This is a genomic window from Gemmatimonas sp., assembly GCF_031426495.1.
Lineage (GTDB): Bacteria > Gemmatimonadota > Gemmatimonadetes > Gemmatimonadales > Gemmatimonadaceae > Gemmatimonas.
Genome location: NZ_JANPLK010000026.1, coordinates 1 through 14,846 on the forward strand (window position 1 = coordinate 1; position 14,846 = coordinate 14,846).

General features: G+C 65.6%; 15 protein-coding genes. 7 read left to right on the forward strand and 8 right to left on the reverse strand.

Annotation, left to right across the window (positions count from 1 at the left end; translation table 11 throughout):
* Positions 1 to 147: 147 nt before the first annotated feature.
* Positions 148 to 735 carry a helix-turn-helix domain-containing protein gene (locus RMP10_RS07320; protein WP_310569712.1) on the reverse strand — a complete coding sequence of 196 codons (588 nt, stop codon included), beginning with the start codon at positions 733 to 735 and terminating at the stop codon, positions 148 to 150.
* A gap of 74 nt (positions 736 to 809) precedes the next feature.
* Between RMP10_RS07320 and RMP10_RS07325 the strand changes: the two genes are divergently transcribed.
* The 5 genes from RMP10_RS07325 to RMP10_RS07345 all read left to right on the forward strand — a co-directional run bounded on the left by RMP10_RS07325 (position 810) and on the right by RMP10_RS07345 (position 3,092).
* A complete protein-coding gene (locus RMP10_RS07325) occupies positions 810 to 1,634 on the forward strand; it encodes a glucose 1-dehydrogenase (RefSeq protein ID WP_310569713.1) in 825 nt (274 codons plus the stop codon).
* 17 nt (positions 1,635 to 1,651) lie between these two features.
* Positions 1,652 to 1,909, forward strand: coding sequence for a hypothetical protein (locus RMP10_RS07330; RefSeq protein ID WP_310569714.1), 258 nt, complete (start codon positions 1,652 to 1,654; stop codon positions 1,907 to 1,909).
* Entirely contained in the window at positions 1,909 to 2,337 is a 429-nt protein-coding gene (locus tag RMP10_RS07335) for a TA system VapC family ribonuclease toxin (RefSeq protein ID WP_310569715.1), read from the forward strand. The genes RMP10_RS07330 and RMP10_RS07335 overlap by 1 nt, the downstream gene beginning before the upstream one ends.
* A 111-nt stretch (positions 2,338 to 2,448) precedes the next feature.
* Positions 2,449 to 2,967: a ferritin-like domain-containing protein gene (locus RMP10_RS07340; RefSeq protein ID WP_309671718.1), complete on the forward strand. Its 519-nt coding sequence runs from the start codon at positions 2,449 to 2,451 to the stop codon at positions 2,965 to 2,967.
* Complete coding sequence (locus tag RMP10_RS07345) at positions 2,964 to 3,092, forward strand: hypothetical protein (RefSeq protein ID WP_309671717.1); 129 nt, start codon at positions 2,964 to 2,966, stop codon at positions 3,090 to 3,092. The genes RMP10_RS07340 and RMP10_RS07345 overlap by 4 nt, the downstream gene beginning before the upstream one ends.
* A gap of 18 nt (positions 3,093 to 3,110) precedes the next feature.
* On the opposite strand, the gene RMP10_RS07350 is transcribed toward RMP10_RS07345, so the two are convergent.
* Positions 3,111 to 3,656, reverse strand: a complete 546-nt coding sequence (locus tag RMP10_RS07350; protein WP_310569716.1) for a DUF4256 domain-containing protein — start codon at positions 3,654 to 3,656, stop codon at positions 3,111 to 3,113.
* 211 nt (positions 3,657 to 3,867) lie between these two features.
* Between RMP10_RS07350 and RMP10_RS07355 the strand changes: the two genes are divergently transcribed.
* On the forward strand, positions 3,868 to 5,343 hold the full coding sequence (locus RMP10_RS07355; protein ID WP_310569717.1) for a DUF3300 domain-containing protein: 1,476 nt from the start codon (positions 3,868 to 3,870) through the stop codon (positions 5,341 to 5,343).
* Between the two features lie 22 nt (positions 5,344 to 5,365).
* On the opposite strand, the gene RMP10_RS07360 is transcribed toward RMP10_RS07355, so the two are convergent.
* The 6 genes from RMP10_RS07360 to RMP10_RS07385 all read right to left on the reverse strand — a co-directional run bounded on the left by RMP10_RS07360 (position 5,366) and on the right by RMP10_RS07385 (position 12,407).
* Positions 5,366 to 6,826: a serine hydrolase domain-containing protein gene (locus RMP10_RS07360; RefSeq protein WP_310569718.1), complete on the reverse strand. Its 1,461-nt coding sequence runs from the start codon at positions 6,824 to 6,826 to the stop codon at positions 5,366 to 5,368.
* Positions 6,827 to 6,881: 55 nt separating this feature from the next.
* Positions 6,882 to 8,927 carry an HlyD family efflux transporter periplasmic adaptor subunit gene (locus tag RMP10_RS07365; RefSeq protein ID WP_310569719.1) on the reverse strand — a complete coding sequence of 682 codons (2,046 nt, stop codon included), beginning with the start codon at positions 8,925 to 8,927 and terminating at the stop codon, positions 6,882 to 6,884.
* Between the two features lie 28 nt (positions 8,928 to 8,955).
* Positions 8,956 to 9,951, reverse strand: coding sequence for an efflux RND transporter periplasmic adaptor subunit (locus RMP10_RS07370; RefSeq protein ID WP_310569720.1), 996 nt, complete (start codon positions 9,949 to 9,951; stop codon positions 8,956 to 8,958).
* Positions 9,942 to 11,813, reverse strand: coding sequence for a GAF domain-containing protein (locus RMP10_RS07375; protein ID WP_310569721.1), 1,872 nt, complete (start codon positions 11,811 to 11,813; stop codon positions 9,942 to 9,944). Before RMP10_RS07375 ends, RMP10_RS07370 begins: the two co-directional genes overlap by 10 nt.
* A gap of 227 nt (positions 11,814 to 12,040) precedes the next feature.
* Positions 12,041 to 12,205, reverse strand: coding sequence for a hypothetical protein (locus RMP10_RS07380; protein WP_309671707.1), 165 nt, complete (start codon positions 12,203 to 12,205; stop codon positions 12,041 to 12,043).
* A 43-nt stretch (positions 12,206 to 12,248) separates the two neighbouring features.
* Positions 12,249 to 12,407, reverse strand: coding sequence for a hypothetical protein (locus RMP10_RS07385; RefSeq protein WP_310569722.1), 159 nt, complete (start codon positions 12,405 to 12,407; stop codon positions 12,249 to 12,251).
* A gap of 144 nt (positions 12,408 to 12,551) precedes the next feature.
* On the opposite strand from RMP10_RS07385, the gene RMP10_RS07390 reads away from it, so the two are divergent.
* Positions 12,552 to 14,825, forward strand: coding sequence for an AAA family ATPase (locus RMP10_RS07390; protein WP_310569723.1), 2,274 nt, complete (start codon positions 12,552 to 12,554; stop codon positions 14,823 to 14,825).
* The last annotated feature ends 21 nt before the right edge of the window (positions 14,826 to 14,846 follow it).

Genomic DNA, 14,846 nt, shown 5'->3' on the forward strand with positions numbered 1-14,846 from the left:
CCCGACGCGAGTGGTGTGATCATTTGGCTGGGGCTGGTGACCATCGTGTCGATGGCGGCGTGCGCGTGGCCGGCGATGCGGGCGATGCGCGTCCCCACGGCGGCGGCGCTGGCGTACGAGTGAGGGCTACGGCGTGCGTTGGTCTGGCTATTTCCGCCACGGCCCCAGCACCGCATCCATCTCACGTCGACTCCACGCGCTCTCCGTGCCCTTGCCGCCGGTGGCCCACTGCAGTCGCGCCCCATGCAGCGCGGCTTGCAGCGTGCGCGCGAGCTCGGGCACCGGCGTGTTCAACTTCAGCGCGCCGGTCGCCAACGCCTCGGAAAGGCGTTCTGCCATCCAACCTCGCTCGCCTTCGAACCACTTCGCGATGACGGGCACCAACGCGGGGTCGTCGGCCAACTGCAGGAAGAAACTGGCGAGGTGACGCAGATACGCCGCACGTTTCATGCTGTACGGACGCGTATGTCCGCTGAGCGCGAGCAGCGCTTGCATCGGATCGGCCTGGGTATCCACGAGCGCGCGCAGCATGTCCGGCTGCGCTGCCAATTGCTGCTGCATGAAGGCGGCGAACAGCCCCTGCTTCGATCCGAAGCGACGCATGAGCGCGGGCGCGGTGACGCCCAGCCGCTGGGCCACCAGGCCGAGCGTCACCCCATTGGGGCCGTGCTCCGCGATCGCGGCATCGAACGCGGCGAACACGTCGTGGTCGGAGACCAGGCGGGGACGGGACATGCTTGACAATAAGTAAATAGCCATTCACTATCAAGCACGAGTTAGTGTATGGCTATTTACAAACGAGGATCGTTATGCGGCGACTCACCGGACGGGTAGCGCTGGTAACCGGCGCGGCGAGAGGGATCGGGCTGGCGGTGGCGCGTCGTCTGGTGGACGAAGGGGCGGAGGTCGTGTTGACCGACCTCCGCGACGACGAGGGCGAGCGCGCGGCCAGCGCGCTCGGGGCCTGCGCCGTGTACCGGCATCTCGATGTGCGTGACGCGGCAGACTGGGCGCTCGTGATCGGCGAGTGCGTGCAACGGTATGGCCGACTCGATGTGCTCGTGAACAACGCCGGCATCACCGGATTCGAGTCGTACGCCGGCGCGCACGATCCGGAGCACGTGTCGCTCGAGGCGTGGCGCGCGGTGATGGCCACCAATCTCGAGGGGGTCATGCTGGGCTGCCAAGCAGCCATCGGGGCCATGCGCGCCGCGGGTGGTGGCAGCATCGTCAACATCGGCTCACGCTCTGGCGTGGTGGGTATCCCGGGCGCGGCGGCATATGCCGCGAGCAAAGCGGCGGTGCGGAATCACACCAAGTCGGTGGCCTTGTGGTGCGCCGAGCAAGACCTCGGGATTCGCTGCAATGTGGTGCAGCCGGCGGCGGTGCTGACGCCTCTGTGGGAGCCCATGTTGGGAACCGGCCCCGATCGCGCGGCGAACATCGCGGCGGCGGTTGCCGATGCGCCGCTGCGGAGGTTTGGCGCTCCGGAGGAAGTCGCGGCATTGGTGGCCTATCTCGCCAGCGATGAATCGGCGTACTGCACCGGCGGCGAGTTCAACATTGACGGCGGGCTACTGGCGGGTAGTGTGGCGGCGCCAGCGCGGGCAACACACTCGACATCTGATGTGTGATGCGCTAGCATCACAACATGCGAACCACCCTCGATATTGCCGATGATGTGCTCGCGGCGGCGAAGGAGCGCGCCAAGCGCGAGCACAAGTCCATGGGGCAGGTCGTCTCGGAGTTGATGCGACAAGCGCTGACCGCGCCTCGCGAGTCGTCGGGGCTCGCGCCGTCGGCGGTACACGAGCCGCCGGCCATCTACGGTGTGCAGCCCTTCGCGTCGCGCGGCGCGGTCGTGACCAATGACCTGATCGACCGACTCCGACAGGACGACGCATACTGATGCGCGCGTTGCTCGATGTGAACGTGCTGATCGCGCTGTTTGATGCGGATCACATCTCGCACCACGCCGCTGTCGGCTGGTTTTCGGCGAATGCGGTCAATGGCTGGGCCTCGTGTCCCATCACGCAGAACGGGTGTGTGCGAATCATGAGTCATCCGGGCTACCCCGGCGCACATGCCGTCGTGGACATCGTCGCGAAGCTGCGTCGTGCAAGCCTCGAGTCCGTTCATGAGTTTTGGGCTGACGACGTCAGCGTACTCGACGATCAGTTGATCGACACCACTCGCATTCACGGACCGCGGCAATTGACCGATGTCTACTTGCTGGCGCTTGCTGTGCGCCACGGCGGTGCACTGGTCACGTTCGACCGATCGATTGCCGTCGACGCCGTACGCGGGGCCTCCGCCGCCTCGTTGGTCGTGCTCTGACGATCTCGAGCGCGCGCTTGGCTTCCCACGGCGATGTGCGTCGGCGGGCACGGATGATGCTTAGAAGTGGCGCGCTCGATCCACTTCGCCCACTTCCCTCGAGGCATCACCATGGAACTCGCATCACTGCACGAGCTGTACGTTGAAGGACTTCGCGACCTGTACAGTGCCGAGCATCAGATCCTGAAGGCGTTGCCCAAGTTGCATAAAGGCGCGACCAATCCGAAAGTCAAAGACGCGTTCGCCACGCACCTCGCGCAGACCGAAGAGCATGTCCTTCGGCTGGAAGAGATCTTCACCGAGCTCGGTATCAGCCCGAAGGGAAAGCATTGTAAGGGTATGGAAGGGCTCGTGGCCGAAGGAGCCGATCTCCTCAAGGAAGATGCGAATCCCGAGGTGCTCGACGCTGGTCTGATCTCGAGTGCTCAGCATGTCGAGCACTACGAGATGGCCGGGTACGGCACCGCGCGTACGTATGCGCAGCTACTCGGCTTTTCGAAACAGGCTGAACTGCTGCAGCAGACGCTCGATGAAGAGCAGGCCACCGATCTGTTGTTGACCGAACTCGCGCTCTCTGTGAACGTCGATGCCATCGTGCCTGACGAGGAAGCAGCAGAGAAGTCGCGATGAGCAAGCTGTTACGCGGCGTCGCCGCCGGATGGGGCGCGAAAAAGCTCGGCGGTGGTTGCTTCTCCACGATCCTGATCTTCGCGCTGTTGTGGTGGCTGCTCGGCAGCTTTGATATTTTCCGCTAGACACGTGCTACGTCGACGTCAGATCCGCAGCACGCCGCGGAATCCTCGCGCGGCGTAGTACGACGAGGCGCCGTTGTGGTACACGAACACGGAGTCGTACCGACGATCACAGAAGAGGGCACCGCCGAGCTTGCGAATAGGGCTCGGCGTGCTGATCCAGCTCGACGTTTTGAGATCGAATTCGCCCAGCTGCTGAAGGGCGCGGTACTGCGCTTCCGTGAGTAGCTCGATGCCCATGTCGGCGGCCATCGCCATGGCGCTGGTGGCCGGTTTGTTCTCCTTCCGGGAGTCGAGCGCTCGCTGGTCGTAGCAGCAGCTCCGGCGACCGAATGGGCTTTCCGGCGCGCAATCGCAGAATGTGTATCCGGCGGACGTGTCGTCGATGCGCACCACATCAGGCTCGCCGCCGGTCTCCTCCATCTTGCGCAACGAGAGCAAGGCGGCGGGCTTGGCGTCGAGTCTGGCCAGCACGTCCGCCCACAAGACGCCGGGATGACGGTGCATGTGGCGCTCGAATCGCGCCTGCAGGGCGTGTAGAGGGGCGTCCCGCTCTTTTGCGTTCATGGTGTTTTTGGGGGCGTGTCGCTGTCCACTTTCGGTGAGCTGGCTGTCCTGAATCGAGGATACCGGACGACGCGGCGCAAGGAGGTGCGGCAGTCAAGTTGTTGTGATACAACGCACTTCGCCGCGCAACAGTTGAGGTACGAATCCTGCACCTCATGGCGAGCATGAGGTCCGTTCGTGTCCCTGCTGGTTCCCTTGTCGGAGCGGCACCATGTCCCGTGCTTCGTACGTCCCACTGCTGGCGCTGTCACTGGCCACCGCTGCTCCCCTCGCGCCGCTCACCGCGCAGGTCGTTGTGCCGCAGCTGAACACCACGTTCGACGCGACGCGGTATTCAGAGAGCCAGCTCGACAATCTGGTTGGTCCGATTGCCTTGTACCCGGACGCGCTGCTGGCGCAGGTACTGGTGGCCGCCACCTTTCCCGATCAGGTCGCGGACGCGGCACAGTGGGTCCGTGAGCACGGTACGGCTGCCATCGACGATCAGCCCTGGGATGTGAGCGTAAAATCGGTCGCCCATTATCAGTCGGCGCTCAACATGATGGCCGACAAGGGCGACTGGACAGCCACACTCGGTCGAGCGTACGCGTATCAGTCGAGCGAGGTCATGGCGGCCGTGCAGCGCATGCGTCGCCTGGCCGATACGCAGGGCAATTTGGTGACGACATCACAGCAGCAGGTGGTGCGCGAGTCGAACAATTATGTCATTGTGCCGGCGCAGCCGCGGGTGATCTACGTGCCGGTGTACGACCCCGTGCTGGTGTATACGCGACCGATTTTTGCCACCGGATTCTCCAGCCGGTATTGGTCGTTCGGTGTGGGTTTCCCCATCGGTGGCTGGCTGAACTACGATCTCGACTGGGGTCGCAGCTCGGTGTACTACAACGGCTGGGATGACCGGTATGTAGCGTGGGGCGGTGGATGGCGCGCGCGTTCGTGGCCGTTCATCCAGGTTACAAACATCTACATCAGCCCGCGCTACCGCGATGTGTACGTGAATCGCGACATCCGCTATCGCGTGGTCGATTACCGCAACGTGGATCGCTATGCCGGCTATCACCGCGACGTGTACTTCGACTCGCGTCGTGATGGCAATCGCGATGGATACCGCGATGGATACCGCGATGGACGCGGCGATGGACGCGGCGATGGACGCACGCGTGAGGTCACCAACGGCGTGAGCATCTACCGCACCGCGCAGCCGCGTTCGGAAGGCGGTTCGGCATCGCCGGAGGGATATCGCAACGGACTGCCGCAACGTGACGCGGACCGGCGCGACGAAGGTCGGAGTGACGCGACACGAGGTGATGCGAATCGTGGTGGATCGCGCGGCAACGGCGTGATGCTGGGGCAGCCGATGGCGACCGAACGTCGGCGAGAGCCGATGGCACCAACGGTGACGGCGGATACACGGTCGAGCGAGTCGCGTGGCAACGAGTCGGGTGGCAACGAGTCGCGTGGCAACGAGGCGCGTGGCAACGACGCACGTCGGGGCGAGGGCCGGGTCGAGCGTGCTCCGCAGCCACGTGGACCAGAGCGCGAGGCTCGGCAGGCGCCACCGCCGTCCGCACCGCAATCGGCACCGCAGGCCCGCTCGCCGGAGCCGCGCAGTGCTCCGACGCGTGCGGCGCAGCCAAGGAATCCGTCCGACGGCAACCGTGGCAGCCGCGAGCGCCGGGGACAGTAGCGGGGCTCTGCCACGCGCTCCGCTATCGCAGACGCGTTTGATATCCGTCGCCGACATACATGCGGGTCACCGCGCCGTTCTCCTCAACAAAGCGCACCACCTCTCCAATGGCGCTGCCGCCGCCGGGTGCCATGAGGCGAAAGCGGCCGCCACCGAGTGGCTCGAGGGAGGACGGCGTGCCGATGGTGGTCGACGTGGGCGAGATCATGGCCAGCTTGTCGTTCAGCAGCACCACCCGCGAGTCGCCCATCGCGCTGCGATACCACCCGGCAAAGCGCGCCCACGATGGATCCCACGCCACAGTCTGCGCTCGCGCTGGCGCGGCTTTCGCGACGGCCGCCCCGACCGTCGCGATGAGCTGCTCGGCGATCTGCCGCGGATCGGAGTCGTTGGTGTTCGTGAGGACAATGACGCCAACTTTGTCGTTCAGCTGAAAGAGCGTGTGTGTCGTATTGCCCGGATAGCCACCGCCGTGGCCGACCCAGGTGCGGTTGTCGACACGGATGAAGTCGAAGCCCAGCCCACTGCCACTCTGCCACGTTTCATCCACGGCCCGCACGCGATGCATCTCGCGCCATGAACCCGTGCTGAGAATCTGCGCGCCGGCGCGAGTGCCACGTCGGAACTGCGCCGAGACGAACTTCGCGAGATCGTCCACGTTCGATGACATGCCCGTGGCGGCCGCCATCCCGCGCGCGTCCACGAAGGGCAGCACATCGCGCGATCCGTCGGGCAGGCGACGCATGTACGGTACGGTAAGTCCCAACACATTCTGATCGACGCTGGTGGCGCTCATCCCGAGTGGCGTGAGCATTTGCTGCTGCACGTACGCCGCCCATTTCTGTCCGGTGATCTGCTCGACCACCAGCCCGGCCACGGCGAATGCCAGATTGGAATACTTCCATCGCACGTTCGGGGCGAACGCCGCCTGACGGTCGCTGTACAGTCGCTTGAGTTCCTCTTCCGTAGGGAAGTTGAAGGTCGTCCAGTGATCACCGGCCTCACGCTGCAATCCGGACGTGTGTGACAGCAGCTGTTCGATGGTGATGACGCCATCGTCATCACCCGCCGGCTTCGCCTTGAACCAGGGTAGATACTTCTCGACGGGATCGTCGAGTCGAATTTTCCCTTCTTCGCGCAGCTGCATGATCGCAATCGCCGCGAACATCTTGCTGTGCGACGCGATGCGGAATTTCACCTGCGGTGTCATGGGCACACGGTTCTTCACATCGGCGAAGCCGAAGCCTTGCGACCACACCAGCTGTTGGTCGTACACTACGCCCACGGCGACACCGGGTATCCCGCGGAAAGCGAGCTGTCCTTCCATCCATGCCGAGAAGAGCCGTTCGGCAGCGAGTACCTCGGCGTTCGTGGCCAGCGTGCCAGGCGCCGGTGCGATACTCTGTGTGTGCGCGTTCGGCGCGACCGTCAGTAGCGAGAAGAGGAACGCCGTGTAAATGCGAAAGTGATGACGAGTGGTCATGGTCGGCGATCGGAGAGAGGTGAAGTTTGAGACGTATTACGGCGGCGATGGGTGCCTACAACAGCAAATCGTTGCGCAACGCCGAGCGAAGCGCCCAGACGATGGCGCCCAAGACATTGGTGCGGCGCCAAAGCACGCGCGCCTCGCCCGTCGTGCCAAGTCGCAGGGTGCTCTCGGGTGGGAGAAGGACCCGCGCCTCGACTGTTCCCACGTGGCCTCCGATCGGCGATACGCTCGAGATCACGCCACGCATTGGTTGACCAACATCGTGTCGCCCGACATATCGGACCGTCTGGCCAACCCGGACGTCCATCGCACCGGCGCCACGGAGGTGAATGACGGCCTCGCGTTGCGCGGCATCGGTCAGGGTGAGCAACGTATCGCCGACCTGCACCGACCGCCCATTAAGCTGTTCCGGGCGTGGCGTGGCGACGGTACCGGCGATCGTCGCGGTCACGCGGAGGTCGCCAATGCGGCTGCGAGTTTCCGACGCCGATGCAGAAGCGGCTTCGACGCTCGCGCGCAGTACCTCGCTCGTACCGGTTGCCTGTCCGGCATCTGCTCGCGTGAGCTCGGCCGACAGCGAGTCGACTATCGCCTGTCGCATCACCTGCTCGCGATCGAGCATCGCGTCGCGCAACTGCAACACTGGCGCGCCGGCCGACAGCACATCGCCTTCGCGCACTGAGACCGAGGACACCACTCCGCTGGATGGCGCCGTCAGGACCAGGTGGGCGGTGGACGCTACGGTGAACGGTCCGTAAGCGGTGAGATGGCACGGAATGAGCCCCGCCACGAGCAGCAGCGAGATCGCGACAATGAGGCTCGTCCACCTTCGCGATCTGTGCGTACGGCGCGTCGTCCATGTGCGCCACGACGCGCGCCCGGCTGCAGCGACGGCGTGCAGAGGTGTACGCATCGCGAACAGCACCACGAGCACGATGAGGCCCGCCGCCGTTGCGCCGAGCAGGCCATTGACGAAGCTGACGACGCCCGATGCGAGTAAGAGCAGAAACCCGGTGGAATAGGCGAAGGCGCCAGCCCCGTATGCCACCAGGATGCGATGCTCCCGAGGCTCGAGCGCTGGTACCACGATGCTTTCGCGCAGCAGGTGTCGACGAGCCCAGATGCCGGCGTGCACTTGCGCGCGCTGGCGGAGGTTGGACATCTCCAGCCAATCGCCGAGCGCGAAGTAACCGTCAAGGGGAAGCAGCGGGTTCGAGTTGGTGAGGATATTGGCGATCCCTCCAATCAGCATCGCCGCGATCGCGATCTGGCCGATCACCGAGCCCGGCGTGAGCGTGAGCCACACGACCGCCATCACCGACGTGACGAAGAGCTCGATCCACGCACCGGCCGCCGTGACCCAGAGTCGAGCGCGCCGCTCAGGAAAGCTCCACGCGTCGTTCACATTGGCGTAGAACGCCGGCATGAAGAACAACAGCATGAACCCCATTTCGTGGACTTCGCCGCCGAAGTGCTTACAGGCGAAGGCATGGCCAAACTCGTGAATCGCCGTGAGCAGCGTGAACGTGCCAAGCAGCACGACGAACGACCACGGCGTGAGCGAGTCAAATGAAAATGACGCCGCAAGCTCAGCGGCATATGTCTCGCGTTGCGCAATGACGATGGCCAGGTACGCCAGGAACAGGGCGACGGACAGCACAACGAATGCCGGCGTGAAGCACCAGCGGAGACGAGGATACCAGCGGTTCAGTGCCGTGTCAGGATCCCCGAACGAAAAGCGCATCCGAAACAGCTCACCGCGCACCACCGAACGCGTTCGCTTCCGTTCGGCGCGCAATCGCTCGAGTTGCTGCGTCGTGCGCTCGAACAGCGTGCGCTCCAACAGGCCGAGCGCCGCGAGCTTGCGGGCAAATCCCTCCACCGTCGCTGCCGACACCTTGACGCCGTCGGCCACCAGTTGTTCGGCCACCTGCGCTGCCGAACGTGCGCCGTCGAACATCCGCATGACCCGCATCTCGACGGGTCGAAAGCGGAAGTAGGCGTGGGTGGACGGATCCTTGACCACGAAGCTCTGCTCATCGCGAAAGCGCTGCTCGACGATCGCGAGATCGGCTCTCAGTTGCGGCGCACTCATCGACGTGCCATTACCGTCAGGCTCGCGTTCAGCGGCGCGGGATCGCGAGCCGGTCGCCGACGGCGAGTCCGCTCACGATTTCGACGCGGTTGCCGGCGACGTCGACACCGATGGCCACTGGGCGCAGTACGGTACGGCCGCCTTCCATCACGAGCGCAAAGCCATCGCTCGCAATCGCCTTGCGTGGCGCCACGATGGTCCGGCGCCGCTCCCGTCCCAGCTGTGCCGTCACGCTTTCACCGGACAGGAAGCGTGGTGTCGCTGCCTGGAGAATGACTTCGCGGGTGGCACTCGCCGCGTCGTACGCCGGGGCCGCGAACACCACGCGCGCCTCGGCGCGGGCCGCGCCGCCGGTGCTGCCGCTTCCCACAATCGTCGCACGATCCCCCACGCGGACCTGCCTGGCCAGCGGATCGGTGACGCGGATCCGCACCAACTGCGGCGCGGTCTCCGCGACCCGAAACAAGGTGTCGCCCACGGCCACGAGTTGCTTCGGCTTCACGTACCGCGCACTGATCTTTCCCGCGAACGGGGCCACGACACGCGTCAGCTCCACGTCGCGCTCCGTCCTCCGCAACGTGAGCTCGGCATCCCGATACACGGCTTCAACGTGTTCGGAATCCTCCGTGGTGACGCCGCCCGTCGTCGCCAGTTCGCGGGAGCGCACGACGGCGCGACGTGCCTGGTCCACGGCCGACAGGGCGCGATCACGTTCGATGTCCTGCGCTTGCCGTTCGATCGACGCCAGCGGTGCGTCGCGCTGCACCGACGCGCCGAGATTCACGAAGAGCGAGTCGATGACACCGGCCGCGCGTGCGGCCACGACCACGTCGTGTTCGACGAACACCTGTCCGGTAAACGTGCGAGGCACATCGACCGTGGCGGTATCCACCAGCAGTCCTGTATCGGCTACGACCTGACGAGAACGGCCCGACGCCGGCTCTGTTCCGCCGCAGCCACTCAGCGCCCAGCCGAGCATGGCGACAGAGACGAGTGGCCCAACCCGCGTGCTGTTTACACCCACGACCACATCCTCCACCACAAGAGCCGCATGACACGTACGGGCGTGCGCAGTAATCGTTCCGCCAACGACGCCGGCGCCGTGAGCACGCGTGCATTCGCGCCCATACCGGGCTTGATCGCGCCGTCCGCATTCGGGACGAGCGCACGCACGGGGAAGTGCACCAGCGGCGCGTCGCTCGTCGAGCCGGAGGCTGAGGCAGACGCCGGAGTGCCGGCAGGCGAAGCCGGCTGGGGCAACGTGCCAATCCATGTAACGCGCCCCTCGATGGTCCGCTGCGGTAACGCATCGACACGAATGCGGACGATATCGCCTACGCGCACCCGAGCGATCTCCCGCTGCTCCACCGAAAACTCGAGATCCAGGGTATCCGTGCGGCCGAGCACCACGAACGCGTCGCCGGCACGGAGTTTGGTGTCGATGAGCAGTTCAGGACGCGCGGTGAGTACCGAGCCGGATACCGGTGCGCGCAACGTCAGCGTCTGCAGCGCTTCGTCGCGGACGGTGAGCGCGGCCCGTGCCGACGAGGCGCGGATGTCCTGCAGTCGTTGTCCGGCGGCGTCGCCGCGGCTCGCTGCCGCCCCGGCCTCGCGCTCGGCAGCACGTACGGTTGCCGCCGCGCTGAGGCGCGCCGCACGTGCCTCGATATCGCGCAGCTGCGCGAGCGGTGCGCCGGCGATTACCTCGCTGCCCTCGCGCACCAGCACTCGGTCAACGGTGCCGCTCACGAGCGGTCGAACGGTGGCAAACGACGTGGGGCGGAACACGGGCGTATCCGCCACCACGCGCAGCGGCCACTGCACCAGCGTCACCAAGGCCAGAGCAATTGCGGCACTTACGCCGGCGATGGTGCGACGACGAAGTGGGATGGCGAAGAACTCGGCCCGCTTGGCGCTGATCGCGCCAAGCGCCTCGGCCAACGGCACCTGGCTGTACAGCTTTGCGTTTCGAATCGCGACGGTGGCCTGGTTGGCCAGAATGCGCGCCAGCTCACGTTCGCGAACGCTCGCGAACTCGGCCGTCTTCGCTTCCAGCAGCAGGATGCCGACAATGCCTTCTTCGTCGCGGAGCGGCAGATACAGGCCGCTCTGCATTTCGACCTTGGCGAGTTCCGCATCGAAGAACTGCAGAAAGATGCGCTCGGTGTCCGAGCCGGGGGCTTCACGGTCCGAGAGGTAGAACATCTCGCCGGTCCCGGCGGCCCAGGCTGCGCGGAACGCGAGATCCTGCATCTCTTCCGCGTTCGAGTCGACGGCCGCTGCGCCAGCGACGGCGCGAATGTCGCATTTACCGTTTTCATACAACGCGAGCGCGCCGAGGTCGAAGCGAACCGCTTTCGCGGCAATGTTGACGACGGTTTGCAGCACGCGGTCGAGATCGAGCGACGAGCCGATTTCCCGACTGAGCTCCTCGACGAGCGTCAGATCACCTGAGCGATCGTTCGCTTTGATCCGCGCCGCGGTGCGTAGCGCCGACGCGGTGCTGTCGGCCAGCAGCGCCAGCAACGCCTGATCGGACGCGGCGAACGGTGACGCGTCGTCATGGGCGTCGCGCACTACGCGGAGGTACCCCACGGTGCGTCCGCCGCTGAGAACCGGCGCGGCCAGCGTGTGCGAGTGTGGAGCGACGGAATCCAGGGCCGTAAGCGGCACCGTCGATCCCCTCAGCGCCTCGGCACCGTGGCCGGTAGCCAGCTGACAGGTCGCCTGCTTCTCGGACGGAACCCAGAACGAGCCACTGTCGGCGCCGAGCGCGGTGCGTGCGGCATCAAGCGAGGTGGTCAGCAGTATCCGCTGGTCGAGCTCGCCGGACATGTCCAAAGCCGCCTGCACCAGGCCACGTAGGACGCCCTGCGACAGTTCCACGGCCGCCGGCGAAGATCCTGACGAACTGGCGCTAGGCTCCACTGCGGGCGGTTAGAGGCGAACGAGAGGGTCTGGTGACGCGGGAGAACTTGCCACCAGCGTGGAGCGTCCACAACCCAAACTGCACGTCTCAGCCCATCGAACGCACCGAAACGACAACGAGCCCGACCGGCGTGTGGCCGATCGGGCTCGTGCACCACCGGTCGCCGAGGGCGACGGGTGAAACCTCACTCGCGGATGATCATTGGTCGCGGGGCAATGCGCTCTTCGAGTTCCTGCGTGTTCAGCTCGATGGAGTCGGCGTCCTTGCCCGTGACCTGCTTGACCTGCTCCTTCTGGGTGTCCGTGAGGTCGATACGGACAATGTCGTTCTGCTTGTCGTTCGGATTCATGGTGTGCTCCGGAAGATGCTCAGAGGACTTCGTGAGACGCGAATTACGGGGCGATCATGCGGGGGGCGATACGCTCTTCGAGCTCCTGCGTGTTCAGCTCGATGGAGTCGGCGTCCTTTCCGATCGCCTGCTTCACCTGCGCCTTCTGCGGTTCCGTGAGGTCGATGCGGACGATGTCATTCTTGTTGTCGTTCGGATTCATGATGTGCTCCTGAAGTGGTAGGCGGTGAACTGCACGGGGCGAGTATGCTGGGCTTCCGTGAATTCATCGTGAAAGGGGTGTCGGCCGCCGTGAAGCGGCCATACGTTTGCCGGCGTGTAGGAGACTCTCTGACCCGGGTCCGGCATGTATCTCAAGTTGTGCGGCAGCATCGCGCTCTATAGCGGCGAGCAGCGCGTCGAGGTGGCCATTGCCGCGAAGTCACTCGCGCTGCTCGCGTTTCTTACGCTCGAGTTCGGCACTCACTCGCGCGACGAGCTGAGCAGTTTGCTCTGGGGGGAGTCGACCAACGACAAGGCGCGCGCTTCGTTGCGACAGGCGCTCAAGCAGCTGAAAGACGTGCTCGGCGAACGCCTCGCGCTTGATCGGTCGTCCGCCGCCCTGGCGACGCCGCTCGATTGTGACGTGCTGCAGTTCGGTCAATACGCCCGCGGCGACGATTCCCGTATGCTCGACGTCGATATCCCGCGTTTCCTGACTGGTCTCAGCCTGCGCGACGCGCCCGCCTTCGACGAGTGGGTGGAACGCCAGCGCGCGGTTTTGCTGCGGCCATTCCGGCGAGCACTGACGACCGCCGCGCGCGCCGCGCACGCCCAGCGCGATTGGCCGCACGCGCTGTCGCTCTCGACACGCTGGCAGTCCCTGGACCCGTTGTCCGATGACGCGGCGCATCTCCAGATCGATGTATTGCACCGCATGGGGGACCGCGACAATGCGCTCGCGGCGTATCGGGCCTACGCAGCCGCGCGGCAGCACGAGACGGGCCAGCTACCGGGGCTCGCCCTGCGCGAGCTGGCACTGCGAATTGAGCACACCCCGGCCCGTCCGACGCCGGTCGCTCCGCGTACGATTGCAGCCGGACACGCACTCATGCCCTCCTTCGAGGGACCACTGGTCGGCCGCGAGCAGCCGTGGGCGTCGCTCATGCGCGGCTGGCAGGCGGTGGCAGAAGGCGCGGGCGCGCTGGTGTTGGTCACTGGCGAGCAAGGGTCCGGAAAATCCAGGCTGCTGCTCGACTTCGCCCAGTTCGTGGTCAGTCAGGAGGCGACGCTCTTGCGGGGACGCGCCTACGAAGCCGGCGTCGACAGGCCGTTCGGGCCGATGCTCGACATCATTCGAGGCGCGATCGACGCCCCCGGCGCGGCGGGCACCGATGAAATGTGGTTGGCCGAGGTTGCGCGGGTGCTGCCCGACACTCGACGGAAATTCCCGTCGTTGCCCGACGCATCACGGTTGCCGACGGCATTTGGATCGCCGCCCCCTGGCTCCGCCTTGCCGGAAGCCGTGGCTCAGCTTTTTATCGCCATCGCGGAGGAATCACCGCTGGTGATCGTGCTCGATGACCTGCACTGGTGTGATGGCGACAGCTGTCAGCTGATGCTCTTCCTCGTGCAACGTCTCGCCGACGCACCTGTACTCTGGTGTTTTACCAAGGCGCTCGGCGCTACCGACCGTGACGCACCTGTCGCGCGACTCACGCGCGCGTTGCGGGCGGTGCCAAACGTGATTCGCGTCTCGCTCGAGCCGCTCACGCACGACGACGTCTGGCGACTGATCCGCAGCCTCGGGCGCGTGACGCACCCCGATGGGGCGCGGCGCCTGGCGTCCCGTGTGCACGAGGTGGCCGCTGGCAATCCGCTGTATGTCATCGAGCTGTTGAAGTCGTTGTTCGCCCGCGAGTGGCTCGCGGTGGATCAGCGCACGCAGGAGTGGATACACAGCGATACGATGAGCGGGGAGTTACTCGCCACCGAGGTATTCCCGGACCTGCGCGCGGCGGTGGCCGAGCGGGTCGCCGCGCTGCCGGACGAGCAACACGCGCTGTTGCTCACCATCGCGACCGCGGGCAGCCCGTGTCATACGAGTCTGCTCTCGTTCGTGCACGGCATCTCGCGGCTGCGGGCGGCCCACGTGTGCGATGCACTCGTCGAGCGCCGGCTGGTCATGGAAGCGGACGGCCACTACGTATGCGTGAACGGTATCATCGGACACGTGGTGCTCGAGGCCATGGGCACCTCGCGTCGCCGCGAAGTGCACCGCATGATCGCCATGGCGCTCACCGAGTCTGCGGCCAGCGTTCGGCGTGCACCCGAGCCTGGCGCGATTGCGCGGCATGCCGAAGCCGGCGGCGAGGCAGCGATGGCGCATGAGTACGCGCTGTTGGCGAGCGACGCGAGTGCGGCGAAGTCCGCGTGGGCGGATGCACTCGGGTGGCTCGATCTCGCGTCTGCGTGTGCGAGCACCGCAGACGAACGGAAAGCCGCCGATCAGGCGACCGCCAACATGTTGGCGATGGCGGGGCTGTCTTCGCCTCAGCGGCAGGCTCCCATCTCTCGCGCCACGCGAATCATCGGCGCCGACGATGTGGACCTTTCAGGTTCTGCGGCGCAGTACGCGTAAGCGCTGCACCACCCCCGGTGC

Excerpts from the sequence above, each read along its gene's own strand:
- RMP10_RS07320 (WP_310569712.1), bottom strand. The coding sequence starts at position 735 with ATGTCCCGTCCCCGCCTGGTCTCCGACCACGACGTGTTCGCCGCGTTC.
- RMP10_RS07330 (WP_310569714.1), top strand. The coding sequence starts at position 1,652 with ATGCGAACCACCCTCGATATTGCCGATGATGTGCTCGCGGCGGCGAAG.
- RMP10_RS07360 (WP_310569718.1), bottom strand. The coding sequence starts at position 6,826 with ATGACCACTCGTCATCACTTTCGCATTTACACGGCGTTCCTCTTCTCG.
- RMP10_RS07380 (WP_309671707.1), bottom strand. The coding sequence starts at position 12,205 with ATGAATCCGAACGACAAGCAGAACGACATTGTCCGTATCGACCTCACG.
- RMP10_RS07350 (WP_310569716.1), bottom strand. The coding sequence starts at position 3,656 with ATGAACGCAAAAGAGCGGGACGCCCCTCTACACGCCCTGCAGGCGCGA.
- RMP10_RS07345 (WP_309671717.1), top strand. The coding sequence starts at position 2,964 with ATGAGCAAGCTGTTACGCGGCGTCGCCGCCGGATGGGGCGCGAAAAAG.
- RMP10_RS07365 (WP_310569719.1), bottom strand. The coding sequence starts at position 8,927 with ATGAGTGCGCCGCAACTGAGAGCCGATCTCGCGATCGTCGAGCAGCGC.
- RMP10_RS07325 (WP_310569713.1), top strand. The coding sequence starts at position 810 with ATGCGGCGACTCACCGGACGGGTAGCGCTGGTAACCGGCGCGGCGAGA.
- RMP10_RS07385 (WP_310569722.1), bottom strand. The coding sequence starts at position 12,407 with ATGAATCCGAACGACAACAAGAATGACATCGTCCGCATCGACCTCACG.
- RMP10_RS07335 (WP_310569715.1), top strand. The coding sequence starts at position 1,909 with ATGCGCGCGTTGCTCGATGTGAACGTGCTGATCGCGCTGTTTGATGCG.
- RMP10_RS07355 (WP_310569717.1), top strand. The coding sequence starts at position 3,868 with ATGTCCCGTGCTTCGTACGTCCCACTGCTGGCGCTGTCACTGGCCACC.
- RMP10_RS07340 (WP_309671718.1), top strand. The coding sequence starts at position 2,449 with ATGGAACTCGCATCACTGCACGAGCTGTACGTTGAAGGACTTCGCGAC.
- RMP10_RS07390 (WP_310569723.1), top strand. The coding sequence starts at position 12,552 with ATGTATCTCAAGTTGTGCGGCAGCATCGCGCTCTATAGCGGCGAGCAG.